21 protein-coding genes and 1 pseudogene are annotated in these 26,662 nt (G+C 45.6%); 10 read left to right on the top strand and 12 right to left on the bottom strand.

Translation table 11 applies throughout. The annotated features are described in order from the left end of the window. Positions 1-59 precede the first annotated feature (59 nt). From P8S55_RS03620 to luxS, 4 genes are all read right to left on the bottom strand, one after another. Complete coding sequence (locus P8S55_RS03620) at positions 60-497, bottom strand: flagellar export chaperone FliS (protein WP_289224920.1); 438 nt, start codon at positions 495-497, stop codon at positions 60-62. A 99-nt stretch (positions 498-596) separates the two neighbouring features. Further along, a complete protein-coding gene (purT, locus tag P8S55_RS03615) occupies positions 597-1,778 on the bottom strand; it encodes a formate-dependent phosphoribosylglycinamide formyltransferase (RefSeq protein WP_289224919.1) in 1,182 nt (393 codons plus the stop codon). Further along, positions 1,775-2,482: a 5'-methylthioadenosine/S-adenosylhomocysteine nucleosidase gene (gene mtnN, locus P8S55_RS03610; protein WP_289224918.1), complete on the bottom strand. Its 708-nt coding sequence runs from the start codon at positions 2,480-2,482 to the stop codon at positions 1,775-1,777. The genes purT and mtnN overlap by 4 nt, the downstream gene beginning before the upstream one ends. Next, positions 2,479-3,000 (bottom strand): S-ribosylhomocysteine lyase, encoded by a 522-nt coding sequence (luxS, locus tag P8S55_RS03605; RefSeq protein WP_289224917.1) that lies wholly within the window; start codon positions 2,998-3,000, stop codon positions 2,479-2,481. Before luxS ends, mtnN begins: the two co-directional genes overlap by 4 nt. Before the next feature lie 399 nt (positions 3,001-3,399). Between luxS and P8S55_RS03600 the strand changes: the two are divergent. The 6 genes and pseudogenes from P8S55_RS03600 (at position 3,400) to P8S55_RS03575 (ending at position 12,061) form a co-directional block, all read left to right on the top strand. After that, positions 3,400-4,369: pseudogene (locus P8S55_RS03600) on the top strand (IS30 family transposase). 75 nt (positions 4,370-4,444) lie between these two features. Then, positions 4,445-5,350, top strand: coding sequence for an alpha/beta hydrolase (locus tag P8S55_RS03595; RefSeq protein WP_289224916.1), 906 nt, complete (start codon positions 4,445-4,447; stop codon positions 5,348-5,350). Between the two features lie 83 nt (positions 5,351-5,433). Next, positions 5,434-7,581: a bifunctional diguanylate cyclase/phosphodiesterase gene (locus P8S55_RS03590; protein ID WP_289224915.1), complete on the top strand. Its 2,148-nt coding sequence runs from the start codon at positions 5,434-5,436 to the stop codon at positions 7,579-7,581. Between the two features lie 83 nt (positions 7,582-7,664). Continuing rightward, positions 7,665-8,603 carry a hypothetical protein gene (locus P8S55_RS03585; protein WP_289224914.1) on the top strand — a complete coding sequence of 313 codons (939 nt, stop codon included), beginning with the start codon at positions 7,665-7,667 and terminating at the stop codon, positions 8,601-8,603. A gap of 93 nt (positions 8,604-8,696) precedes the next feature. Beyond that, entirely contained in the window at positions 8,697-10,835 is a 2,139-nt protein-coding gene (ovoA, locus tag P8S55_RS03580) for a 5-histidylcysteine sulfoxide synthase (RefSeq protein WP_289224913.1), read from the top strand. Further along, positions 10,820-12,061, top strand: coding sequence for a PatB family C-S lyase (locus P8S55_RS03575; RefSeq protein WP_289224912.1), 1,242 nt, complete (start codon positions 10,820-10,822; stop codon positions 12,059-12,061). The genes ovoA and P8S55_RS03575 overlap by 16 nt, the downstream gene beginning before the upstream one ends. Here P8S55_RS03575 and P8S55_RS03570 read toward each other — a convergent pair. Continuing rightward, positions 12,023-13,579, bottom strand: coding sequence for a PD-(D/E)XK nuclease domain-containing ATP-binding protein (locus tag P8S55_RS03570; protein ID WP_289224911.1), 1,557 nt, complete (start codon positions 13,577-13,579; stop codon positions 12,023-12,025). The two genes, P8S55_RS03575 and P8S55_RS03570, sit on opposite strands and share 39 nt — an antisense overlap. Before the next feature lie 216 nt (positions 13,580-13,795). Between P8S55_RS03570 and mnmH the strand changes: the two genes are divergently transcribed. Both mnmH and P8S55_RS11200 read left to right on the top strand, forming a co-directional pair. Then, the gene (gene mnmH, locus P8S55_RS03565) at positions 13,796-14,707 is read left to right on the top strand and encodes a tRNA 2-selenouridine(34) synthase MnmH (protein WP_289224910.1); all 912 of its coding nucleotides are present in this window, start codon (positions 13,796-13,798) and stop codon (positions 14,705-14,707) included. Beyond that, positions 14,665-14,787, top strand: a complete 123-nt coding sequence (locus tag P8S55_RS11200; RefSeq protein WP_503010416.1) for a hypothetical protein — start codon at positions 14,665-14,667, stop codon at positions 14,785-14,787. The genes mnmH and P8S55_RS11200 overlap by 43 nt, the downstream gene beginning before the upstream one ends. A gap of 49 nt (positions 14,788-14,836) precedes the next feature. Here the strand turns inward: P8S55_RS11200 and P8S55_RS03560 are convergent, their stop codons facing one another. The 7 genes from P8S55_RS03560 to hemB form a co-directional block, all read right to left on the bottom strand. Next, on the bottom strand, positions 14,837-17,296 hold the full coding sequence (locus P8S55_RS03560) for a methyl-accepting chemotaxis protein (RefSeq protein WP_289224909.1): 2,460 nt from the start codon (positions 17,294-17,296) through the stop codon (positions 14,837-14,839). A gap of 132 nt (positions 17,297-17,428) precedes the next feature. Further along, positions 17,429-18,076, bottom strand: a complete 648-nt coding sequence (gene adk, locus P8S55_RS03555) for an adenylate kinase (RefSeq protein WP_289224908.1) — start codon at positions 18,074-18,076, stop codon at positions 17,429-17,431. Positions 18,077-18,205: 129 nt separating this feature from the next. After that, on the bottom strand, positions 18,206-20,629 hold the full coding sequence (locus P8S55_RS03550; RefSeq protein ID WP_289224907.1) for a penicillin-binding protein 1A: 2,424 nt from the start codon (positions 20,627-20,629) through the stop codon (positions 18,206-18,208). Positions 20,630-20,771: 142 nt separating this feature from the next. Next, entirely contained in the window at positions 20,772-20,987 is a 216-nt protein-coding gene (locus tag P8S55_RS03545; protein ID WP_289224906.1) for a hypothetical protein, read from the bottom strand. Positions 20,988-21,146: 159 nt separating this feature from the next. Next, on the bottom strand, positions 21,147-21,851 hold the full coding sequence (trmB, locus tag P8S55_RS03540; protein ID WP_289224905.1) for a tRNA (guanosine(46)-N7)-methyltransferase TrmB: 705 nt from the start codon (positions 21,849-21,851) through the stop codon (positions 21,147-21,149). Between the two features lie 27 nt (positions 21,852-21,878). Continuing rightward, entirely contained in the window at positions 21,879-22,730 is an 852-nt protein-coding gene (aroE, locus tag P8S55_RS03535; RefSeq protein ID WP_289224904.1) for a shikimate dehydrogenase, read from the bottom strand. Next, positions 22,727-23,737, bottom strand: coding sequence for a porphobilinogen synthase (gene hemB, locus P8S55_RS03530; RefSeq protein ID WP_289224903.1), 1,011 nt, complete (start codon positions 23,735-23,737; stop codon positions 22,727-22,729). The genes aroE and hemB overlap by 4 nt, the downstream gene beginning before the upstream one ends. Positions 23,738-24,091: 354 nt before the next feature. Here hemB and soxC point away from each other — a divergent pair, with 354 nt between their 5' ends. Together soxC and P8S55_RS03520 are read left to right on the top strand one after the other, a co-directional pair. Continuing rightward, a complete protein-coding gene (soxC, locus tag P8S55_RS03525; RefSeq protein ID WP_289224902.1) occupies positions 24,092-25,447 on the top strand; it encodes a sulfite dehydrogenase in 1,356 nt (451 codons plus the stop codon). Further along, the gene (locus P8S55_RS03520; protein ID WP_289225304.1) at positions 25,434-26,546 is read left to right on the top strand and encodes a c-type cytochrome; all 1,113 of its coding nucleotides are present in this window, start codon (positions 25,434-25,436) and stop codon (positions 26,544-26,546) included. The genes soxC and P8S55_RS03520 overlap by 14 nt, the downstream gene beginning before the upstream one ends. The last annotated feature ends 116 nt before the right edge of the window (positions 26,547-26,662 follow it).

Here is a 26,662-nt window from a genome sequence, read left to right as displayed (position 1 = left end):
ACCTGTCTCCACGCACTAGAGGGTTCGGAGACAGTTGTTCGGAAACAGTTAAATCAATGTTATTGATTTTGTTCAAGCTCACCACTGGCTTTTAGCATTTCAAACCATGCATCGCGTAACTCGGTCATGATTTCAATTGCATTATCCAACTGTTCAGTCGCTTTTTCATATACCGCATCTTGGATACACTGATCGGCATATTGGTACAGCGCTTCTAAGTCGTAGGCAAGCGGTGTTTGATCGCTTAGGTACAAGCGGTCGCGTAAGGCATCAATAATGGTGGTAATGCGACCTAGGTGAAAACCTTTTTCAACCAAAGAATGGCTGTCGTGGCAAACACGGGCAAGAATCGCCTTGTCTACAGCACCTTGCAGCAGCATCAAAACCGTTTTTCGTGGATTGTCCGCCAAGACTTTTTCTACATCAGGCTGGCGGTTGTATTCTTGAAGTAGCGCACCTTCAATGGCATGCGCTTGAGTATGCAGCATTGCGTTCATAAAATAATTCCTTGTGTGTTAGCGTTATGGCTAGGCACCTCTATCTTGAGGTGTTTAAAGCACAAGGAATTAAGCAGAAACTATGCCATCCGTTTGAAGCTAAAAGGTTACCTTGACAGAAGATGATGCATTTTTGGCTTTTTCTCTTGCTATTTCAAGGGTTTCGCCACGCGCTAAAGCCACGCCCATTCGACGGCGACCGGCTATTTCGGGTTTGCCAAACAAGCGTAGTTGGGTATCTGGCTGGGCGAGGGCGATATCTAACCCCTCAAAACAGGTTTGGGTTGAATGACCTTCCGGCAAAATAACGCTGGAGGCGCAGGGACCGTGTTGTACAATGTTGGGGATTGGCAGGCCTAAAATCGCACGTACATGCAATGCAAATTCAGACAGGTCTTGTGAAATCAAGGTCACCAAACCGGTATCATGCGGACGCGGTGAGACTTCGCTGAATATCACCTCGTCGCCTTTAATAAACAGCTCAACCCCAAACAGACCCCAGCCGCCTAGCTCAGTGGTCACCCGCTCCGCCATGCGTTGCGCCTCGCTCAAGGCGTTAGCCGACATCGGGTGGGGCTGCCAAGATTCGCGGTAATCGCCATCAATTTGAATATGACCAATCGGCGCGCAGAAGCTTGTAGCGTCTTTGTGACGAATCGTTAGCAGGGTAATTTCATAATCAAAATCGACAAAGCCTTCAATAATCACTTTGCCTTTGCCGGCGCGGCCACCTTCTTGTGCATACAACCAGGCCTGGTTGATTTGCTCTGGCGTTTTGATGGTGCTTTGGCCTTTGCCGGATGAGCTCATAATCGGCTTGACGACACAGGGTAAACCTATCTCTTCTACCGCTTGATTAAACTCACCTTCTGTTGCAGCAAACCGATAGGCGGAGGTTTTTAAACCGAGGGTTTCGGCCGCTAAACGACGGATGCCTTCACGGTTCATCGTGAGTTGGGTGGCGCGGGCGCTGGGAATTACCTTAAAGCCTTTGGTTTCGAGTTCGGCTAGGGTGTCGGTGGCAATCGCTTCAATTTCAGGCACGATGTAATGGGGTTTTTCTTGCTCAATCAACGCAGCTAACGCCGCGCCATCGAGCATATTGATCACATGGCTGCGGTCGGCAACCTGCATCGCTGGGGCATTGGGGTAGCGATCAACCGCAATCACTTCAACGCCTAAACGTTGCAGTTCAATCACGACTTCTTTGCCTAGCTCGCCCGCACCGCAAAGCATGACGCGGGTGGCGGTGGCGGAGAAAGGGGTTCCAATACGGCTCATAGCGGCTCCTTGTCAAATTGTTTAATCATTTCGACCACCACGCGGGTGGAATGGTCGGCGGCCTGGGCTAAAAACGCATCAAACGCCAGCACATTTTCTTTGCCCGCAATATCCGATAACGCGCGAATCACCACAAACGGTGTGCCAAATTGATGGCAAACTTGCGCCACCGCCGCCGCTTCCATTTCGCAGGCAATCATCTCGGGGAATTTTTCGCGGGTGGTGGTCACATCGTCAGGCAGGTGCATAAATCGATCACCGGTGGCAATCAGTCCGTGCATATGCGCCACCTCACCCAGCGCCTCTATAGCGGCTTGGGCTTTTTTAATCAATCCCGCATCGGGGATAAAGCAGGATGGCAGGCCGGGAACTTGACCGAGCGCATAGCCAAATGGGGTGACATCGACATCATGATGGCAAACTGAGCGACTAATCACGATGTCGCCTACCTCAAGATCAGTATGAAAACCACCCGCTGAGCCGGTGTTGATGACAGCGCTGGGCGCAAAGCGATCAATCAGAATGCTGGTACTCATCGCCGCATTCACCTTGCCAATGCCAGAACGAAGCAATACGACCTGCTGTTGATTGATTTGCCCTTGGTAAAACTCAAACCCAGCAAGCGTTTGGGTGGTGAGGTTTTGAATTTTCTCACGCAGAAGAATCACCTCTTCTTCCATTGCGGCGATAATCGCTAGGGTCATAGCGCATTACCAAGTTGACGCAGTTTGTCATCGGCTAATAACATATCTTCGTTATGCATCACACCGACACCCTTGTCGAGGATAGCTTGTGCGATTTGCTTGGCTTCGTCTAGCGAATGCAGATCGCAGGTGCCGCATTGGTAAAGATTGAGTTCCGGAATGTCTTGTTCGCTTTTAACCTCAAGCACATCGCTCATGGCTTTTTTCCAAGCCTCGCCCACGCGTTTTTCATCTGGTGTGCCAATCAGGCTCATATAAAATCCGGTGCGACAACCCATTGGCGAGACGTCAATAATTTCAACATCATGGCTATTAAGGTGCTGGCGAATAAAACCAGCAAATAAATGTTCAAGGGTGTGGATGCCACGCTCGCCCATGATTTCTTCATTCGGCTTGCAAAAACGTAAATCAAACACGGTGATGGTGTCGCCTTTGGGGGTGGTCATGGTTTTGGCAACACGCACGGCGGGGGCGGGCATAATCGTGTGGTCAACGCGAAAGCTGTCAAGTAGTGGCATGGGAGGGTCCTTTTGAGTGAAATAATAAACAAGTGTTATTCTAGCAAAACCTAGCAAAGCACTGGGGAAAGAATAAGATCACCAGGCCTGGTGATGGCTGAGCGCACGGATAAAACGGGTTGCTAATAAGCCATTGATTTTTGGCATTTGCATATCCATGCAGTACCAAATCATAGTCTGTTTGCTGCGCTTGCCGTGTTTTAGGTTGGTGAGGCGTGAAATAAAGTCTATTGTATGGTTTGTGTTTATTATAAGTATTGTCTATTTGGGTATTCTTATTTTTGATAATAGCTATCGCTAAATTAAGCTATCTTGAATTCGCATAACAAGTGCAATTAACTTGTAAGAAAAAAGGCCAACTGAAATAGAATGCTAATTTTCTTACCACAGGAAATTGCAATGAACTATAAACAGTTGACCATTGATGAACGATACCAAATACAAGCCTATTTGAAAATAGGCTTGTCACAAAAAGAAATTGCTTCGCACTTAGAACGTCACCCCTCAACCATTGGGCGCGAAATAAAGCGCAATACAGGGATGCGAGGATACCGGCCTAAGCAGGCCAATCAATTTAGTGTAGAACGAAGAGGTGCTGCCCTAAAAGCCATTAAGCTCACAGAGGCCATTAAGGACAAGGTGAAGATATTAATTCAACAGGAGCTTAGTCCAGATCAGGTCTGTTTCTACCTTGAAAAAAACGACATTGTAAGGTTGCATCATGAAACAATCTATCGCATGGTTCTGGCCGATAAAAAGCAACAAGGCACACTGTATCAACACCTTAGGCATTTACACAAAACGCATAGAAAGGCGCTATGGAAGTTATGATCGACGTGGAAGAATCAAGAATGCGGTTAGCATTGACGAGCGCCCAGAGATTGTCGATGAAAAAAGCCGAATTGGCGACTGGGAAGGTGACACCATTATCGGCAAAGACCGAAAAAGCGCGATTTATACATTGGTTGAAAGAAAAACGCTCTATACAATTATCGTCAAGCTTATGGGCAAGAATGCCAGTGACCTTGCAGATAGAGCCATAAAAGTTCTCAAGCCTATGGCCGAGCAGATTCATACCATAACCTATGACAATGGTTTAGAATTTGCCGACCACGAACGTATGGCAAAAGAATTAAACGCAAAGATCTACTTTGCACACCCTTACTCATCTTGGGAAAGAGGCATAAATGAAAACACCAACGGCCTCATCCGCCAGTATTTCCCAAAGGGAACCGACTTTAATGAAGTTACCCAAGAGCAAATAGATTTTGTTATGTACCGGCTCAACACTCGCCCCCGAAAAACACGAGAAGGAAAGCAACCTGTTGAGCTGTTTTTAGGAAAAGCGGTTGATTTATTAGCGGCTTAAATGAGATTGCACTTAATATGCGAATTCAAGTATGCTTTTGTAGCTAAAATAATCTATTTTTTAAGACTCGCTGCCATGAAAAAACCCTATTTTTTATACCAGAAATTTAAGCTCTACTTAGGGTTTGGGCTGGTTGTTATCTTTTGGCAGTCCGCTTGGGCGCAAACAGTCAGTCTTGAGCTCACCCCTGGGGTTTTTCTTCAGGCTGAATATGATCAGCCAGTTGAAAGTAATAAACGTATTGCGGTTTTGGTTAAGCATGGTTTTTTAACCACCAATCAATTTCATACTGTTCGCAGCATGGTGCAAGCGCTTAATGACCAAGGCTTAACGACCCTGAGCCCGAACATAAGTTACGGTATCAGTGGCCGTCAAGACTCGTTGAAGTGCGATAGTTTACATACTCATACTCTTGAAGATAGTCGGGCTGAAATTAGTGCGTGGATTGATTGGTTAGTTGCACAGGGCTATGAGCGTATTGTCTTACTAGGTCATTCAAGCGGCAGCCAAGATTTGCTGTTTAGTCAGGCTACGGAACCACATCCTTCTGTAGAACTGCTGGTTTTAACCAGCATGTTTTACTTTAATGGTGTTGATATAGGAACCCGCCCAAGTGACTTGTCGCGTGCGCGCCACATGTTGTTATCAGGGACACCACGGCCTGGCCATTTTAGTTTTCTATTTTGTAAAGAAAACTACTTTGCTACTCCCGAAAGTTTTTTGTCGTATCATCAATTAACGCGCCAACAAAACCTGACACACTTACAGTTTGTGGGTGTGCCAGTTCATGCGATTATGGGTACTGAGGATGAGATTTTACAGCAAGCAGGACACCATTGGTTAGATGAGCTGGCTGATGCCGGCGTTGAGGTTCATAGCGTTGAGGGTGCCAATCACTTTTTTTCGAGTATGCATGAATTCGACTTGCAAGACCACCTCATTGGAATTATGAATAATTTCCAAAGCGAGTTAGCTCAGTGAAACTACTTGGTCAGTTAAAACCTATAAAGGCCAAATGGCATATGCTGCTATTTTTGTCGGCCTCTTTAGGGGCTTATTTGTTTATGTTTTGGTATCTTTATCAAAGTGCGCAAACCATTAAGTTGCAAACGGAGCAGCAGTTACATCAGGCAGCCCAGCAGGAGTTGGTCAATGAAATTAAAAGCTTTATTGCACTTGGTGATCAAGACATTAGCCGATTAAAAAACTGGGATGAGGTGCATCAACAGCTCAGCCAGCCACGTTATTACTTTTTTTGGCGCGATGAACGCGTTAAGGTATCCCACCATTGGCGAGCTTATTTTAATGAGCTTGAGATCTATAACGCCCAAGGCGATCAACTTTTCCAAAAAGGGCCTAACGCCCCGTTATCTCCGTTTTTACCTCAACAAGTTCCTGCAGACTTAGCTAGTTTTAGCTTGGAAGAGTCTGCACTTAATTATCGGCTTTTTGCAGAAGTATCGCAGCGGCAGACCGCTACAACCTTGGGTTACCTGGGGCTGAATTTGAATCTGATTGGTTGGTTGCGTCAAGATGCGCAATTTAAATACATTGAACGAGCGAGTTTAACCACCAGGCCTGGTTTAGAGGCGGATTTAAATAAGGCTTTTGTTAGCTTGGACGCATTATTAACCCATCCGGATAGGTTTATCGACTTTCAGTTACTTGCCAGTCCGGTGGATAATTTTTTATGGGCATTAATCCAGGATTTTATTCGATACATTTTGCTGTATGCGGTATTGGTCGCAATCTTGTTTATGGTGTTTTTCCGCTATAGTTTAGTGCGCCCATTGGTTGGCTTGTCAGCTTATTTAGCGGAGCTTAAAACGCAACCCAATCAGGTGGTGGAGCCTAAAGCCAACTATATGGTGAGTGAGTTTGAGGACTTAAAAAATTCGCTGGCGAGTTACAATCAAGCATTAGTTGAAGCACAACAAAAGATTGAAGCTCAGCGCCAGCAGGCTTATTTGCAATCACGAACAGATTCTTTATCAGGTTTGCCTAATCGTCGCGCCTTTGATGAAGCGATGCATGGTTTAAGCAAAGTGTTTTCAGCCGATTCAGGCTGTGTAGGTTTTATGTTATTTGATTGTGATTATTTTAAAGCTATTAATGACTCTTATGGACATCTTGTCGGTGATAAGGTGATTAACTTAACGGCAAGGGCGTTGGTTGAGTGTCTACCGCCATCCACGCAGGTATTTAGAATTGGGGGCGATGAGTTTTCTGTTATTTTGCTTGATACTGAACCGGATCGTTTAAGGCAGATGGCTATAAACTGTTTGGCGCATTTAAAAGCCATGCCGTTCAGTGAGTTGGGAATCAATGAGCGAGTCCACTTTAGTGTAGGGGTCAGTCTGTCCACACATCAAGATACGGTACAAAAGCTGCATAAGCATGCGGATATTGCGTTATATAAAGCCAAGCACTCACTGCATGACAAGGTGCAGCTTTTTGCCGCTGATGAGGAGTCAGCGGGTAAAACGCTGGTTTCAAATGAGCGAGTGGGCATGATTATGTCAGCCTTAAGAACCGGTGAAGGCATTGAAATGCATTTGCAGCCGATTGTGTCGGTGGATCAGGAGGTGATCTACTATGAAGCCCTCGTGCGTATTCGTCAACAGGACTGTTTAATCTTTCCGAATGAGATTTTTGATGTGGTTAATCACCGGCATTTGGAGTGTGAGCTTGACCTACAAGTTATTGAGGCGATTAACCAACTGTTTAAAGCAGGAAAAGTGGCGGAGAGAACAGGTATTTCGTTAAATTTTTCATCGCAATCCTTGATGCAATTGGATTTGCAGGTTGCCCTAGAGCGATTGGCCGCCTATACCCAGACCTATAGAATTATTATTGAGGTCACTGAAACCACCTTGATTACTAATATGGATTTAGTCACGGCCAAACTTAAATCGCTTAGGGCTTTAGGTTTTAAAGTAGCGCTAGATGATTTTGGCAATGGTTATTCTTCAATTCGCTATTTGGCCAATATGCCGGTAGATATTATTAAGTTTGATATGACCTTAACTCAGGCTTTGGAGTTGGATAGTAAAACACGGGGTATTATTCAATCAACGGCATCGATGATTCGTCAGGCGGGCTATAAACTGGTTATGGAGGGCATTGAAACCCCTTCACAGTTTGAAGCAGCCAAGCAAGCCGGCGCGACTGGGTTTCAAGGTTATTATTTCGGTAAGCCAAAAGCCGTATAATCTTACACATTTATGTTTTTTTTCATATCTTACCTTAAGGGTCTATAATGCCAGATCATTGGACTTAAGCTAATGGGAAGACTATGAATAAAAAACTTCAAACCGTGATCGCGGCCAGTAAGCACTGGACATCTGATCAGCAACACATTACCGAGTTCGAGCGTTATGAAGGTGAGTTGAGCCACAAAAGTTTTGCTAAGCGCTTGCAGAAGGTGTATGCAAACTTTGCCAAGCAATTCGACCAAATTAGCCAAAAATGGGTCGTTGGTTTTGAAATCGAGTTTTATCTTGCGCCTGAGCAGATAAGTTTGTTTGCGCAATCGATTGATCAGCTTTTGCCTCGAGATCAGGTTTTGTTGGTGAGTCTTGATCAGGTAGCTAAAACAGATGGGCAAAACTTTTACCTGATAGCTGAAAAAACTGGCTGTCCACCAGCAGGCCTGCAAAGTTATGAGTTGGTCAGTCCTAAGTTAGATCCCTTGTCTTCCATCTATTATCTCAGGGCGTTTGCTCAAAAACTCAAACAGTTTGATGCCAAAGATGGCGATGATATTGGCTTTCATCTACATTTTTCTACTGAAGGTTGTGGGCGAATATCTCCTTTATCCGTGGTTTATTGTTTAGATCAGCAGCGTCTTTTAGGCTTTAAGTCTCGAAAGTTTACCCGCGACATTGTGAGCCAACTTTTTGACTATCAGCCAGAGGATTGGGCGTTTATTTTTAAGCGTGTGCTTAAAAAAAATTACAGTATTAACTTTTTAGATTTTGACAATAACAATCATTTTGAGTTGCGTGCTTTAGGGGGTAAGGGCTATTTGTTTGATGTTAAACATAATCCAGCGAATTATGCATTGCAAAGTTTAATGGCTTTAACCCTTGCGCTCAGTCTGAGTGATAAAAAACTGGCTAAATTAATCTCACGGACATACTCGCTTGATAAAACACTTATTAACCTTAATCAGGTTGAGTATTCAAAGCTAAAAGCCATGCCTAAAAATACCATTTGGACGGCTTGTTTTTGACCCTGTGGGGCTGATACTTATATTGGTTATTTCATTATTGTATAGGTGATGTATAATGACGGTCATTAAAAATTCTATTTAAAAGGAATAGAGATGCAAAAAGCCGACTTAATAACGCAAAATATTTTATTGACTCAAGGTGAAGTTGAAGCTAAGCGCGCAGAAATTAAGCGTTATTTTAATACCACCTGTGATGCCTATGAAGCGCTATTTGACTGCTTGGCGAACGATCAAGCCTATTATGAGCGGCCCTGCTCTTTGCGCCATCCACTGATTTTTTATTTCGGTCATACCGCCACTTTTTTCACCAATAAGCTGGTGTTAGCCAAGTTATTGCCCCAGCGCATTAATCCGAAAATCGAGTCCATGTGTGCGATTGGGGTCGATGAAATGTCGTGGGATGATTTAAACGAGGCGCATTATGCGTGGCCGGCGGTTGATGAAGTGCGTGTTTACCGCCAGCAAGTGCGTGCCGCGGTGAATCAATTGATTGATACGCTGAGCTTTAGCCTGCCGATTGATTGGCAAAGCCCTATGTGGCCAGTGATGATGGGGATTGAGCATGAGCGCATTCACCTTGAAACCTCGTCGGTACTGATTCGCCAGCTGGATTTGGCTTTTGTACAATCATCCGATTTGTTTGCTATTTGCCCTGAGCGGGGTGAGGCGCCGAAAGAGAACAAATTGCTTGCTGTACAACCAGGCCTGGTTGACATTCAGCACCAAGATCCCGCTAAATTTTATGGCTGGGATAATGAATACGGTTCTCATCGTGCGCAAGTGCAGGGCTTTAAGGCGTCAAAATTTTTAGTCTCCAACGGCGAGTTTTTAGCCTTTGTTGAAGCCGGTGGTTACGATAACGCAGCCTATTGGGACGAAGAGGGTGAGCGCTGGCGTCAGTTTAGCCCTATCAAGCATCCGAGCTTTTGGCTGCTAAAAACGCAAAACAACCACCAGGCCTGGTGGTTACGTTGCATGACCGAAGAAGTCCCTATGCCATGGAATTGGCCCGTCGAGGTTAATTATCTTGAAGCCGCAGCGTTTTGCCGCTGGAAAGCCAAGCAAACCGGTAAACCGATTCGCCTGCCTTCTGAAGACGAATACTTGCGGCTTCGTGATCAAACCGATGCGTTGAATTATCAAGCCTTGGCAAATATTAATTTGCAGCAGTACGCCTCGTCGGTGCCGATCGATCAGTGTGAAATGAAGGGCTTTTATGATGTGGTCGGCAATGTTTGGCAGTGGACAATGACACCGATCTATCCGTTTGATGGTTTTAAGGTTCATCCTTTGTATGATGATTTCACCACCCCAACCTTTGATAATAAACATAATATTTTTAAGGGCGGTAGCTGGATTTCAACCGGTAATGAGATTAACGGCCATTCGCGTTATGCGTTCCGTCGTCACTTTTTTCAACATGCGGGTTTTCGTTATATCGAATCGGATGCGCCAGTGCAAACCGAATTTGCTAGCTATGAAACCGATCCCGCTGTCGCCCAAGCCTGTGAGTTTCATTATGGCACTAATCCGTTTGGTCTGGCAAACTTTGCGCAAACCTATGCGCGTTTAGCCATCGACTGGGCGCAACAGGATAAGGACTTGGCGGCGCGCGATCATTTAAAAGTGCTTGAGGTTGGCTGCTCCGTTGGGCGCGGCTGTTTTGAGCTTGGCAAGCACTTTGATGAGGTATTGGGGCTGGATTTTTCAGCGCGTTTTATCAATGCTGCGAATCGGATGCAGCAAACCGGATCCTTGTTGGCGACCCTGCCCTTAGAAGGCGAGATTATGGATTTTAAGGAATACCGACTCGCGGATGCTGGGCTGGAGAAGGCGGCTGAGCGTTGTCGTTTTATGCAACAAGACCCGAGTAACCTAAAGCCAATTTTTAGCGGTTACGATATGCTGTTGGCGATGAATGTGATTGAGCGGCTGTATGAGCCGAAAAAGTTTATTGAGGATATTGCCCATCGTTTGAATGCAGGCGGGCTATTGATGCTGGGTTCGACCTATGATTGGCGCGAACAATATACTAGCAAAACCCAGTGGTTAGGTGGCTATAAAGACGCGCAATCCGGCGAAAATGTGACCACGCTTGAAACCTTGAATGGCTTGCTGAGTAGCGACTTTGAGCGCATAGGTACGCCCCAAGCTATTGAGATGCTGGTGCCAGAAACCGCCCGCCGTTTTGGGCATCATATTAGTCAGGTTACGCTATGGAAAAAGAGCTAAAGGAAGACGCAATCGGCCAAAATGCAATCGAGCTGAACCAGCCGATTTCTCGCTTAAATACTTGGGCGGAAAAATATGACTTGCGCCAAGCCTTGTTTGGCGCGGAAGATGTGTTGCCTATGTGGGTGGCGGACATGGATTTGCCGACCCCACCGTTTATTCTTGACGCATTGCGTGAACGCTTGGTGCATCCAATTTTAGGTTATACCTTAACGCCACCGAGCGTGTATAAGGCAGTGTGTGATTGGCAGGCTCAGCACGGTTATCAGGTGAGCGCGTCGCAAATCCTGTTTACCCACAACGTCGCCAATGGCTTGTTTCTATCGGTGCAGGCCTTAACCCACCCTAACGATGCGGTGTTGATTATGCCGCCGATTTATCCACCGTTTGCCAAGGCCGTGATATTAAATCAACGCCAACTGGTGAGCGCGCCCTTGGTGTTAATCGACCAGCAGTATCAAATAGATTGGGTGGCGGTTGAGCTGGCCATTCAACAGCATCCGATTAAGTTGTTGTTGTTTTGCAATCCGCATAATCCATCCGGCCGCGTTTGGCGCCGAGACGAGTTGCGGCGCTTGGCCGAACTCTGTTTGCGTTATCAGGTGATTATCGTATCCGATGAAATTCACTCGGACTTGGTTTACTCGCCTTATCAACATACCCCGATGGCCAGTCTATCTGCCGACATTGCCCAGCAAACACTAACCCTAAGTTCACCGGGCAAAACCTTTAACCTCGCGGGGCTACAAATTGGCTATGCCATCGCGGCTAATCCGCAGCATAAATCCGCGCTGCAAGACGCCTGTGCTCGGGTGAAAATTGAGGATTTAAACCTGATGGCCTTAGTTGCCTTGCAAGCCGCCTATTACGAACAGGGCAAGGCCTGGCGTGATGTGCTGTTGAATCATTTCACCGATAATATTAATCGGCTTGATGCGTTTCTTGGCGAACATTTACCGCTGGTTAAGCTTATGCGTCCGCAAGCGTCTTATTTAGTCTGGTTAGATTTCCGGGCGATGTTTGCGGATCATCAGGCATTGAAAACCTGGCTGATTGATCAGGCTAAACTTGGACTTAACGACGGGCTGTCCTATGGCGAAAGTGGACGCGGCTTTATGCGAATCAACTTGGCCGTGCCGAGCTCGACGCTTGAGCAGGCGTTATCGCAACTAGGTCAGGCGACGGCATCAATCGACGCCCAGCCTCTCCCATTCAAATCCGGATAGATTTTTTGCGTTAGGGTCAAAGTGAATACCCATCAGATAAATAGGTTTTTGCTGGTCGAGATACTTGCTGGCATAGTCTTTGTCTTTTATTTGCTGCAGGGCATTAGTTTTGTCGGTCGCATCCACTTTAAACTCTAGGATGTAAATGGTCTTGTCCATTTTGATGGTTAAATCAATCCGCCCTTTATTGGTCACATCTTCACCGATAATGTTCAGCCCCAAACTTTGTAAATAGACATAGATAACACTGGCGTAAAATCCTTCATAGTTTTGCATGTCGTTTTTGATGAAATTGTTGTAGGGAATGCTGGCGAAGATGCTAACGAGTGCCTGTTTGAGGCTATCGAGGTTATTTTCCATCAAGGCGGTTTGTAGATTGACCTGTATGTCTGTTTTATTAGCTTGGCTGGCGTTAAACAGTTTTAAAATGTAATCATTTAACGAAGCTTTAACTTCTAGATTCGGCAGTTTTAAGTAATAAAGCGTCTGAACCCCCAAGGTTTCGACTCTATCGATGGTGAGATAGCCGCTTTGATACAGAATGACTTCTAGGTCGAGGTTTTCAATGTCAAAACTATTGAGTAGTTTTTCATCTACCCGCAGGTTGGCGAGGTTGGGCAGGAAATACTGCTGTTTTTTAATCAGTTCGATTAAAAAGGTGGGTGTGCCGCTTTCAAACCAGTAGTTGGAGTAGGTATGTTCCTTGGCAATAAACTTGAGGATGTCAAACGGGTTGTACATTCGACTGCCTAGGAAGTTGTAACCGTTGTACCATTGTTTGAGCTTATCCATGTCCACACCTTCGAGATAAGGTGCAAAGGTGGTTTCGACATCGTTTTGGCTGTAACCACAGATATCGCCATAGGGTTTATCGAGTGAGATGTCGGTGATGTTGTTTAGCCCGCTGAAAATCGACGTTTTAGTAAACTTGCTCACACCGGTTAAAAACGCAAACCGTAAAAACTCATCACTGCCTTTAATCACGCTGTAAAAGTTAACCAAGCCATCACGGATTTCTTGAGCAAGGGGCGTGTTGGTGATGTTATCCAGAATCGGTTTGTCGTATTCATCAACCAGCACCACGACTTTTTGGTTGTATTTTTCATGCGCTTTGCGAATCAGTTCGCTGAAACAACCGGCGACACTGGTTTTTTCTTCGCATTCAATGCCTAGATAATGTTGGTTTTCTTTGAGTATACGTAAAATAGATTCATCCAACTGCTGACGACTCTCTATCTTGCCTTGCGCAAAACTGATTCGAATCACCGGATAGCACACATCCCAATTCCATTGGTTTTCTATCGCTAAACCGCTAAACAGGGATTTATTGGCTTCAAAAATATTGCGCAGAGTATCCAGAAATAGTGACTTACCAAAGCGTCTGGGTCGGCTTAGAAAAACATACTTATAGTTTTGCAATAATTCATAGGCAATCCCTGTCTTATCGACATAAACGTAATCATCCTCGCGGATTTCACTAAAGGTTTGGATGCCTATCGGTAGTTTTTTAAGGTTCATCGTTGTGGTGTCTTTATCATAAGAGTCTATAGTATAGCAAACTCTATAACCTCTATGCGCTCAGCTTGGGCTAAGTTAATCGCCGGCGCCACGGGTCTCGGTGTGATGAGGGTGTGTGCTTTACTTGCGTCTTGCTGTTTTACCAAAATAAGAGGATGAGCTGCGCCAGTTGAGTTTGCCAAAGGCGCGATTCCTAACGCGATTAATTTACCCTTAATGCAGGATGAAGAACGACGTTTAGTTGGGCTATGTTACAAACAACAAGGCCAGCAACAAGCGATTGAGTTGGGGCATCAACTGGTTAATCCAAAAGTACGCGCGCCAAGGGTCGCGGCTTGGTGTGATTTCAAACAACAACAGCCAAATGCCTTGCTTTACTGTTTTCGCGGTGGCTTGCGTTCGCGTATTTCGCAGCAATGGATGGCGGGGGCGGGTGTTGATATTGTTCGGCTGAAGGGCGGTTATAAAGCCTTTCGTCAGTATTTGATGGATGAACTTGAGCGCTTAGCGATCAAGCTGCAAACGCAAGCGACCAAGTTGCAAACCCAAACCATCACGCCTTGGGTGTTAGTTGGGCGCACCGGTTCGGGTAAAACCCAAGTGTTGAATAACTATTCGTTCGCGGTGGATTTAGAAGGCTTGGCGCAACATCGCGGCTCAACCTTCGGTGCCCATGCGTGGCCACAGCCACGTCAGATTGATTTTGAAAATCAATTGGCCTATCGTCTGCTGGCACTGGAAGCGAGCGGGCAAGCCAATTGCTTGTTTGAAGATGAAGGGCGCAATATCGGTTCGGTACACTTAAGCCCTTCGTTGTTTGCGGCAATTAAATCAGGCCCACGGATTTTTTTGGATACGCCGTTTGAACAGCGCAAGCAAAATATCTTGACCGAGTATGTGACGCAGGCTCAAACTGAATATGAAAACCCCGAGCAATGGCGTGAATTTATGCTGTCGCGGTTTGAGCGCATTGCCAAGCGGTTGGGTGGGTTGAATTATGCGAAGGTTTTAAAGGCATTTAACCAGGCCTGGTTGTTAGAGCAGGCGTGCGGTGATGTTGGTGCGCATTTTAATGGATCGGTTTCATGTTGCGTGATTATTATGACCCGATGTACGATTATCAGCTAAACCGCTATCCCCAGCCGTTTGTAATGCAAGGTCAGGCCGTCGAGATTGAAGGTTATTTGACTAACCTGTCATCAAGATAAAAAATCCCGCCAAGGCGGGATGAATGTAAGGGCTTAATATCTAGCTTGCTTAGCCTTTATAGCCTAACCCTTTATTGGGTTTGGTTTTAAAGAAAGACACACTTTCGCTGAGCTGTTTAGCTTGGTCTTTCAAGCTTTCAGCCGCCGCTGAGGTTTCTTCAACCAAGGCGGCGTTTTGTTGGGTAACATTGTCAATCAATCCAATTGCCTGATTGATTTCATTGACCCCTTGTGCCTGTTCAACCGAAGCACTGGCTATGCCGGCGATCATTTTGCTAACTTGAGCAATTGACTCGTTCATTTTTCCTATAATTCCTTCCGACTCTGCCGCTAATTGGGTGCCTTGATTAATTCTTTCAACACTCTTTGCAATTAATCCTTTGATATCTTTTGCTGCTTCAGCAGATTTTTGTGCCAGTGAACGGACTTCTCCAGCGACTACTGCGAAGCCACGACCATGATCACCCGCTCGAGCGGCTTCAACCGCCGCATTCAGTGCCAATAAATTAGTTTGGAAGGCAATGCCATCAATAAGGCTAACAATATCATTGATTTGGTTGCTCGAATCTTGAATTGCGTCCATTGCTTGAATGGTATCGCGCATTACTTTAGCGGCTGTTTGTGAATTGGATTCTAATTGATGCTCAAGTTTGTCAGCACTTTTCGCATTGCTGGCATTATTATCAATCGCTGAGGTGATTTCGGTCATGGTGGCGGAAGTTTCTTCTACCGAAGCGGCCTGTTGTTGCACGCTTTCACTCAGGCTATCCGAACCATGAGAGACTTCTTCGGCGGCACCGTAAACGGTGTCTGCAGCAATTAACACGTCATTAATAACTTGACTTAATCGTTCTGCATTTTCATTAATCGCTTGTTTAAGGCGATCTAGATCGCCTTCGCATTCAACCCCTACGCGTATAGTGAGATCTCCGTTACTCTGTGCTTGCATAACTCCAGCAATATCACGAATAACTTCATCAAGTTTTTCAAGGCTGTGATTCACCTTTTGCTTGAGTGTATCTAAATCGCCCTGTGCGTGGGCTTCAATCCGCTTTTGGAAACGACCTTGTGCCATTTCAGACATGGTGTTATTGATATCTTGCATAATATGATTAAGGTCATTCAAGGCATGATTAGTGTTGTTGAGAATATCAGCAAAGGCTCCTTCAGCACTGACGCTTGCTTTAAAATTAAAATCGCCGGCACTGAGTTTTGCCATTGCTTGAGCAACCTGTTCTATCATGGTCTGAACATTATCAGCACTGGCATTGACGCCATTTTTAATAGTTTGCAGATCACCGACGAATTCGCCACTAATACGCTGGCTCAGGTCGCCTTTAGCCAGAGCGGCTATCGCATTTCCAGTTTGATTCATGGCTTGGCTAACTTGAGTTAAGTGATCGTTAATAGCCTGAGCGGTCTGGCCGACTTCATCGTTTGACTTGACCGGAACACGTAGCGAGAAATTACCGGTTTTTTGGATATCCGCCATGGTGTTGTTAAGGCTTTGTAATGGCGTTATAACCAAACGATTAATAAGAACCAATAAGATGCCAGCAAGCAATAAAATGCCAAATACCACGCCAATCAAGGTAATCCAGGCCTGGTTGTGGGCTTGTGTTAAGGCCGCGGTGTAAACTTGCTCATCTTGAATAAACAACTGACGACCAAATACCCGTCCTGCTTCATCGTAGGCAGGCAAGTCAACAAGGACATAACCCTGTGCTAGATAAACCTGAGTCTTATCGCCATCAAGTTGCTGGTAGAGTTTTTTAGTAAGGTTGATGACTTCTTCATTAAACCAAGCGTTGTTGGCGATGACGTAGCGGTTGTTAATGGCTTGTAAGTTGTCGATGGCACGAGTATTGCCTTGAACGCTTTGAACATAGTTGCGATCAACAAGCATTATCCATGAACCCCCAACAATCCGTTCAAAGTGACGCGATATTGAACCCACACCTTGCACCATCGTGACCATGCCGATCAAGCCTTGGGTTGGGTTTAATACTGGTGTCACAGACGTAATGGCAACACCACGCTCTGTAAAGCCCAGTGCGCCGTTGGCTTTTTTCTGTTGCATAACGGTTCGAAAGAGTTCATTGTTGGCTTGGTTTGAGCCAGGGGTGTCGAGGTTCCATGAGCGTAGTAAGGACTGGCCTCGAGCATCGATAATCTCTGAAAAGATACCTCTAAAGTTACTTACACTGCTGTAGTGTGCTTGTTGAGCTGCTAGAACTTGTCGCAGAACTCGGTCATCTCTTCGATTAAGCGCTTCCAATGTCATAGGCTGCTGTGACAGCATAGTGGCGCCAATAATCCCTGATTGAATTTTTAGCTCTATCTGACTGTCCATAAAAGTCGACATTTCTTGGGTTAGGCGTTGCTCAATTTGACCGGCAAGCGGTTTAATTTGGGACAGGTAGAGAATGGCGGCGACAGAGGCCACGACTAGCGTGGTGACAGCGAGAGTAGCTAGAATAATTTTTATTTTTAGTGATTGGGTTTGCATGAATTAAGTCTCATAAATAAAATCAATGAACATTGGTATTAATTCTACACCAAGTTTGCTGCTTGAGGTTATGGACTTAAGTATTGTTTTGTTACCCGAGCGGTTTGCTCGGGCGATTTGCTGTGTTTAAAGTTAATTTAATGCTTGAGTTATGGCTTTTTCAACCTCAGCAATCGGCTGGGTGCCATCAATTCGGACGTATTTTAACATTTCAATTTTTTCTGCTTTAGCTTGGTAATAGCTAATTAAAGGTGCAGTTTGGTCATGGTAGATTTTTAGGCGATCTAGAACAACTTCAGGCTTATCATCTGGGCGCTGAATCAGCTCTTCACCCGTTTCATCATCCTTGTCGGCTTGTTTAGGTGGATTAAATGTGACGTGGTAGGTGCGCCCAGATGCCATGTGACAACGACGACCTGACATGCGCTCTACAATCACCTCATCCGCGACATCAATTTCAATTACCGCATCAATTGCCACGCCCGCCTCAGCAAGGGCATCAGCTTGTGCAATCGTGCGAGGAAAACCATCAAGTAAGAATCCATTTGCACAGTCTTCTTGCGCAATGCGCTCTTTAACTAGGCCGATAATAATCTCATCGGTAACTAGTTTGCCTTCATCCATAAACGATTTCGCGAGCTTACCCAGTTCTGTGCCTGCTTTAATGGCTGCACGTAACATATCGCCAGTTGATATTTGTGGAATATTATATTGTTTGGTTAAAAATTGAGCTTGAGTACCTTTACCTGCGCCAGGTGCGCCAAGAAGAATCAGTTTCATTGTGCTATGTCCTAGTTAGTTAATTCTATGTTAAGCCTTGTTCTAAGCCAGTTATTATACCGACTTTGTAATTAGGTTTGAAAGCATCGTGGGGCTTTAGCCATCGCCCCTTAATTATCAACGCTTAGCTTACTGGAAGAGTTCTATTGTTAAGTTCCTTAAAGTGCTCGGTGTAATGCTAGGTGGTTCAGGGGCATTTCGCTCAAGGAAAAGCTCAAACACGGCATTGGCTGTATCTGCCGGAACAGCTAAACCCGTATCAGGATCAATGGGTACATTAACAAGCCCTTCGGGCTGTAAAAAAGGAATGTTAGGGGAGGATTGAATGGCTGTACGCATATAATCAATCCAGATTGGCAAGGCAGCACGTCCAGCGGTTTCTCGACGACCTAGGCTGCTAGGATTGTCAAAGCCTACCCAAACACTGGTAACAACATCCGGGTTGTAACCCACAAACCAAGCGTCAAATTGTTGATTGGTTGTCCCTGTTTTACCCGCTAGGTCTTTACGGTTTAGCGAACTGGCACTCCGGCCTGTTCCGTAACTGATAACATCCTGGAGCATAGAGGTAATTAAATAAGCATTTTGAGGGCTTATAACCCTTGGAGCCAAACTCGGATCATTTTCAAGACATTGAATTTGACAAGCGTGAAGTGGGTCTGCTTGGTAAATGGTGCGACCATTAAAGTCGCGAACTTGCCTAACAAAATAAGGCTCTATTAAATAACCCCCATTTGCAAACACAGCAAAGGCACGTGCTGCTTCTAATGGTGTGACCTCTACAGAACCCAATGCGAGTGAAAGATTTCGATGTTTTTGTAGCTCAGCCTGCGCTAAACCAAATGCTGCAGCATGGTTAACTGTCGGGTGAATGCCTATGTCTTGTAGTATGCGAATAGGTACTAGGTTTTTGGAGTGTGCAAGGGCAGGACGAACACGTGTTGGACCATAAAAGCGTCCGGTAAAGTTTTCTGGGCGCCATATGCCTTCTAAAGCATCATCGTGAAACACCACAGGGGCATCATTAACAACGGTTGCTAGCGTATAGTCACGCTCTAGCGCGGCAGAGTATAAAATAGGTTTAAACGCTGAGCCGAGTTGGCGTTTAGCTTGTGTGGCGCGGTTAAAACGGCTTTTAAAGAAATCGAAACCGCCTGCTAGCGCGTAAATAGAGCCATCACGAGGATTAAGACCAACAATCGCGCCGTCTGCTTGTGGGTTTTGTGCAAGTTGCCAGGTCGAGTTTTGGCGTTGGAGATAAATGACGTCACCAACTGACAGAATATCGTCCATTTTTTGTGGTGCTGGCCCCGTGCGGTTAATGTTAATGAATGGAGCTGCCCAGTTCATGCCTTCAAAGCGCATAATGCTGCGTTCACCATTGCGCAATAACAGGTTGGCTTGGTTGTCACGGATATCGGTGACGGTAGCGAGCTGTAATCCACCAGGCGAAGAAAATTCACGCATCGCTTGAATAATGCTTTGCTCGTTAGTCATTATTGCATGATCAAGCTGGCTAACTGGACCGCGATAGCCTTGTCTGCGTTCATAGTCTTGAAGTCCGTCCCGCAGTGCTTGGTTTGCACTCAGTTGGTGTTGGCTTTGCAGGGTCGTTACAATAGTTAGTCCAAGGTTAAGCGCATCTTCACCGAAGTTTTCCAGGGCAAACTGGCGAGCCATTTCTGCAATATAGCCAGCTTCAACATCAATACGCACACCCGATAAGCTAACCTCAACCGGTTGTTCTTGCGCCATGCGCATTTCTACCCGACTGATGTAGCCGAGCTCATGCATTCTACGTAAAACATATTCACGGCGCAATTGTGCGCGTGGCGGGTTGGCAACAGGGTTGAATGCGGAAGGGGCTTTGGGTAAACCCGCAATCATTGCAAACTCATGAAGCTCGAGTTCATTGAGTTCTTTGCCATAGTAGGTTTTTGCAGCGGCAGCTACCCCATAAGAACGATGGCCTAAAAATATTTTATTAAGATAAAGCGCCATGATTTCTTGTTTGCTGAGTTCATGCTCAATTTTAAAAGCGAGTATGATTTCATTGAGTTTGCGGGTATAGGTGCGTTCATTGGTAAGGAAAAAGTTTCGTGCTACCTGCATAGTGATGGTTGAGCCACCCGATTGCTTAGAGCCTGTGCTAATTAACTCGTAGACTGCACGTGCTAAGCCTTTAAGATCAATCCCCCAGTGTTCATAAAACCGGTCATCTTCGGCTGAAATAATCGCTTGAGTCATGCGTTCGGGTATTTGATGGTATTCTAGCGGGATGCGGCGTTTTTCACCAATTTCAGTAATGAGTCGGCCGTCGGCTGTTTCAATACGCAGCGGCACCTGATAGCTGATATTTTTTAGTTCAGAGGCATCGGGTAAAGTGGGGTAGACGTTTATAACGTAAATACTTAACGCGATGATCGGTAAAAAGATGCTAGAAACCAAGATCCAAAGGCTGTATTTAAGCCACTTTCTGGTTTTTTGGTTTTTCTTTGGTTCTTGCTGTTTTTTTGTGCGATGCACAGAAGATATAAAGTCGTCAGATTCCATCAGTCAATTTTTGTTAAGTTTTTTATATTGTACGTGAATTTGAAAGGCTTGAATGATTTTGAACTAAAACTTTACAAACTTGTGTGGCTATTAATAAAAAAACCCGACTAGGTTGTCGGGTTTTGGTTGTCAATAACATTCATTAGGTGCGTTTTTTGTAACGACCTGATTTGATGTCATCCCACATAAGATATAGGTTACCACCAACAATAATTGCAATAGCGGCAACTACACCGAATAGACCAATGGCGACTTGCAAGCTTTGGGGTAGGATATTTAAGTAAATACCCATTAAAATCGCAAATGGAATTACAACAATTACTACTAATACCAGTAAAAATTTAAGTTCATTTCTCATGGTGCTGCCTCAGAGTTAGATTTTTATATTTAAAAAAATTTCAAGTTGCAATATACCGTTATGTTTTCCAAATTTCAAATTCAATTTTTTGATAGTTAAATATTAGCTTGATATAGGTCAAGTTTATTGCCGTATTTTCGCGCTTTTCAACTCTATCATTTATTTATTGTTTACAAAGATCAAATCCCACACGCCATGACCTAGACGTTGGCCACGTTGTTCAAACTTGGTTAAAGGTCGATAGTCTGGGCGCGGCATATATTGATTGATCCCTGCTTTGTTTTCATAGCGGCCAGCCGCGCTCATTACGTCCATCATTTGTTCTGCATAATCCTGCCAATCGGTGGCCATATGAAACTCACCGCCGGTTTCTAAGTAGTGAGCGATTTTGTCGGCAAACTCCGCATTCAAAATTCGACGCTTTTTATGACGAGACTTGTGCCAAGGGTCGGGGAAAAATAAATAAACGCCAGCAAGACTGGCGGGCGGAATAGATTTTTCTAACACCTCAATCGCGTCATGGTTGAAAAGGCGAATATTGCTCAGCCCCAGCTCTTCTATAAGTTTACATAATGCGCCCACACCTGGGCGATGGACTTCAATCCCAATGTAATTGCGGTCCGGGTTGGCTTGTGCCATTGCCGCTAAGCTTGTGCCCATACCGAAGCCGATTTCAAGATAAGTCGGTGCGATGCGACCAAACACGGCCGCTAAATCTAAGAGTTTATCTTCAGGTTCCAAGCCAAATTTTGGCCAGGCCTGGTTGAGCGCGTGTTGTTGTGCTTTTGACATACGGCCTTGGCGCAATACAAAGCTTTTAATACGGCGCATAGCCGTGGGTGCTAATTGATCTTGGTTTTCCATCGTGTTGTTTTTACCTGTTAAGCGGGTTTAATTGGATTGAATAAGTTTTCGAACCTGTGCGATGACGGGTTGAATATCGGGTTTGACACCACGCCACAAGGCAAAGCTTTCGGCCGCTTGCCCCACTAGCATGCCCAAGCCATCAAGGGCTTGGCAGTTGGGCTGGTGTTGTTTAGCCCAGTTCATAAGCACAGTGGGCTTTGCGCCATACATCATGTCATACACAAGGCTATGAGCGCCTAATACCTTTTCAGAAATCGGTGGCAGCTTGTTTTCAAGGCTGGCAGACGTGCCATTGATAATAATATCAAACGGTCCTAGTGGTATAGCATCCCAGCCGCTGGCGCTAATCGGTACCGAGGTGTCAAAGCGATTCCCCAGCATTTGTGCGCGTTTGGCCGTTCGGTTGGCGATATGCACCAGGCCTGGTTGTTTGGCTAGTAGCGGTTGCAAAATACCTTGCACAGCGCCGCCTGCGCCAATAATCAATACCCGCTGGTCTTTGAAAGGGCGTTTTGCATTCTGTTCAATATCCAGAACCAGGCCTGCACCATCGGTATTGTCGCCCAAAATTTGACCGTCAGCCTCAAATACATAGGTATTCACCGCCTGCGCGACCTGCGCGCGCGCGGTCAGTTGATTGGCCTGTTCAAACGCATCGACCTTATAAGGAACGGTAATGTTTAGCCCCTTGAAGCCTTCTTGTTTGAGTTGCTCGATAGCTTGCGCAAAACTAAGCTCCTCACTATCAATCCGAATCGCTTCATAGCTAATGTTTTGCGCGGTTTGTTGCGCAAACAATCGATGAATTAACGGGGATTTGGAATGGGCGATCGGGTCGCCGACCACCGCATATTTATCAGGTTCGATTTGGCTCATACCGCGCCATCTTCCTCTAACCAAATAGCGACTTGCTTGGCATAATAGGTCAGAATGCCATCCGCGCCCGCGCGTTTAAAGCAAAGCAGGGTTTCCATCGCCACTTTACGTTCATCCAACCAGCCATTTTGTGCGGCGGCTTTAAGCATCGCGTATTCACCACTGACGTGATAAGCATAGGTCGGGACTTTAAATTCGGTTTTGATTCGTTGAACGATGTCTAAATAAGGCAGGCCTGGTTTAACCATCACCATGTCCGCGCCTTCATTAATATCCAGCGCGACTTCATGCAACGCCTCGTTGCTATTGGCCGGATCCATCTGGTAGTTGTCCTTGTTGCTTTTTCCCAGATTGCCTGCCGAACCGACCGCATCACGAAACGGACCATAATAAGATGACGCGTATTTTGCCGAGTAAGCCATAATCCGTGTATTGTGGTGGCCGTGGTCTTCAAGCAATTCACGAATTTCAATAATTCGCCCATCCATCATGTCTGAGGGGCCAATCACATCCGCACCCGCTTGGGCGTGGGACAAGGCCTGTCTCATAAGAACATCAATCGTGTCGTCATTAAGCACATAGCCATTTTCATCAATAATGCCGTCTTGTCCGTGGGTGGTAAAGGGGTCTAGCGCTACATCGGTCATTATGCCTAGCTCTGGGCAGGCCGCCTTGACCGCGCGGATGGCTCGCTGAGCGAGCCCTTCTGGGTTATAGGCTTCTTCAGCTTCTAGGCTTTTAAATTCAGCAGGTACAACAGGGAAGATGGCGATCATAGGAATGCCCAGTTCGACTAATTCTTCGGCTTGCTCAACAAGCAGGTCAATGCTCAAGCGCTCCACACCCGGCATCGAGCTAACCGGCTCGCGCAGGTTGAAGCCTTCAATAACAAACATGGGGTAAATTAAATCATTGGTAGTAAGCGTGTTTTCACGCATTAAACGACGTGAAAATTCATTGGCACGCATGCGACGCATACGGGTAATCGGAAATTGGCGCTCAATCATGTTCTTCTCCAAAAAATAGTTAGCATTTAATATACGCGCTGAAGGCTAAAAAATAAACGTCTGAAGGGATTTCTGCAAAAAACTATGTAGTTTTGGAGGAAAAAGCACGCGGGCAATAGATTTTTGAAGTCATCCCATAAAAAATTTATATAAGCAAAAGCTAATTTACTTAATGTTTTAGCTTGAACTGGGTAAGGGTTCAGGTTTATCATAATTAACAGCATTGTGAGTATTGGCAATGGATTGTGTTTGGTAATATCTAAAATTTAACCTTTACTGGCGATTGGATATAACTAATAACTCTTGAATCTGTGGTGTTGTTATACGTTAAGGATGCCAATCAAGGAGCATAAAATGACAGATAAAGTAGTAGAAAAGGTTGCGGTTCAGACTGAAGAATCACGTAACCAGGGCCGTCGTGCGTTCCTTAAAGGAAGTGCAGCGGTAGCGGGGGGTGTGCTTTTCACACAAGCGGCAAGTGCACGCGAAATTCAATTCAACCCAACTAAAGCGGTAGCGCCTTATGCGGGTCGTGAAGAAATTACTGATGTTTTACAAGACCAAATGGCGCGTAAAATGTTGGGCTGGGGTGTGCGTCAATACCCATACGGCATGCCTTCTCCTTTCGAGAAAGAAGTTCAGCGCCGTACCTTAGAGTGGTTAACACCCGACTCTATGGCTTCAATCACCATGACACCGCTGCAGAGCTTGCACGGTATGATTACGCCAAACGGTCTTCACTTCGAGCGTTATCATGGTGGCGGTGTTAATATCAATCCCGATGAGCACCGTTTGGTTATTCACGGATTGGTTGAGCGTCCATTGATTTTCACTATGGATGATTTAAAGCGTTTTCCGGCTGAATCTAAGATTTTGTTTGCCGAGTGTCCGGCTAACGGCGCGATGGAATGGAAAGGCGTTCAGTTGAACTCCGTTCAGTGGACCCACGGCATGATGTCTTGTGTTGAATGGACCGGTGTTAAATTGTCTACGCTGCTTAAAGAAGCCGGTATTAAGCCAGAAGGTACTTGGTTGATTCCAGAGGGTGCGGATGCATCAGGTATGGCGCGTTCTGTTCCCGTTGAGTTGGCGATGGATGATTGTATGATTGCCTACGGACAGAATGGTGAAGCCTTGCGTCCAGAAAACGGCTACCCAATCCGGTTGGTTGTGCCTGGTTGCGAAGCCAACATGTGGGTTAAGCATTTACGTCGTATCCAAGTGACTAACGTGCCTTTACAGCACCGTGAAGAAACCTCTAAGTATACTGAATTGATGCCGGATGGTACTGTACAAAACATGTCTTGGTACATGGAAGCTAACTCAGTTATTACTTATCCATCTCCAGACTTCAGAATGCAAGGTCCAGGTCGTTATATAGCGAAAGGGATTGCATGGTCAGGTCGTGGCAAAGTTGAATATGTTGACATCACCTTTGACGGTGGTCGCAACTGGACTGAAGCAAAACTAACCTCAGCGGTATTGCCAAAAGCCTGGACACGTTTTGAGCTTGAGTTTGACTGGGATGGTAGCGAGTTGCTGATGATGAGCCGTACAACCGATGAAACCGGTTATGTACAGCCTGGTATGCCGCAGATGCGTGAAATCGAAGGGACTAACAATGTTTATCACCGTACTGCTATGGTAACCTGGAAAATCCATGCCCATAACAGCGAATTTGGAGGGATGATTGAAAATGTTCAATTCTAAAAAGACTCTTGTTGCATCAGCCGTTACTGGTGCGCTATTGATGTCAGGTATCGCTATTGCCATGTCTGATAAGCCAGGTCAGGGTGGTGATCAAGTTGGCGCTTTTGTTACCCCAGATGCGAATGCGAATCCTGAGTTGACTGGTGCTCGTGGTTTTCCAGAAAATTGGCGTGAAATTGTTGATGCCGCAGACGGTCGTTACCTCGATGCACAAGTTGTTCGTGCTATCTTGGGTGATAACACGCGTCAGCGTTTGGTTGAGAAATTGGATCCAAACAATCCTTATTCTTTTGAAGTGCATGACTCAATCGATGGTGGTCCTCACGGCAATATGCAGTGTAAAGTACCAGAAGCCTTTATTGATGTTTGGGAGCGCGCTGAAAAGAACTACTACAACGATACCACCTTCGTAGCTTATGGCTTCGGTACCCCTATCGCTGAGTCCGCGTTAGATGTATGGCAAATCCATGTCGACGCTGACGGTAATGGTTTGCCGCCGTTAGATGTAGGTATGAATGTGATGCAGGGTGGTGATTTGTACATCCAGTTCTGTGCGGTATGTCACGGTGACTTCGGTGAAGGTGCGCGTGGCTACTTGCCATTGTCTGAAGGGGATCCGTTACCATTGGTAACCTCTGATTTCAACGATCCATCTCCAATCAAAACGGTAGGTAACTACTGGCCATACGCTACGACTTTATTTGACTACAACCGTCGTGCAATGCCTTTTTGGACGCCAAACATGCCTGCAATTGGTGATGCAGGTTACATGGGTATCACCGGTTATATCTTGCAGATGAACGATATTCCATTAGATGACCAAGGCACGCGTATCCAGGACGATGATTTCTTTAACGCAGAAATGTTAATGCAGGCTAACAAGTATATGTCTAATGCAGGCAACTTTTTCTGTGATCACCGTCCAGTAATCGCCAACGAGCGTTGCATGAGCGATTGTCCTGATTATATGGTAGGTGACGGTACCGGCGACACGAGCAATTACCGTACAGCAGCTCGTATGCCAGATGGTACCCCAGCTTACAACGTTGACCAACGTATCGGTGTTGATGCACCGGGTGTCGGTCATCACGGCTTCTAATTTGTCTTAATCAACTCACAAGTCCTCTCTAGCACAAAAACCCGTTTTTATAACGGGTTTTTGATTTTTTGTCCTCAGCCTTTCTGTATTTAATCTCACTGCTTTGGTCCTGTGGT

Source organism: Thiomicrospira sp. R3, assembly GCF_029581415.1.
Taxonomy (GTDB): domain Bacteria; phylum Pseudomonadota; class Gammaproteobacteria; order Thiomicrospirales; family Thiomicrospiraceae; genus Thiomicrospira.
The sequence above is the reverse complement of the archived record's forward strand: the minus strand, read 5'-3'. Positions and strand labels throughout refer to the sequence as shown.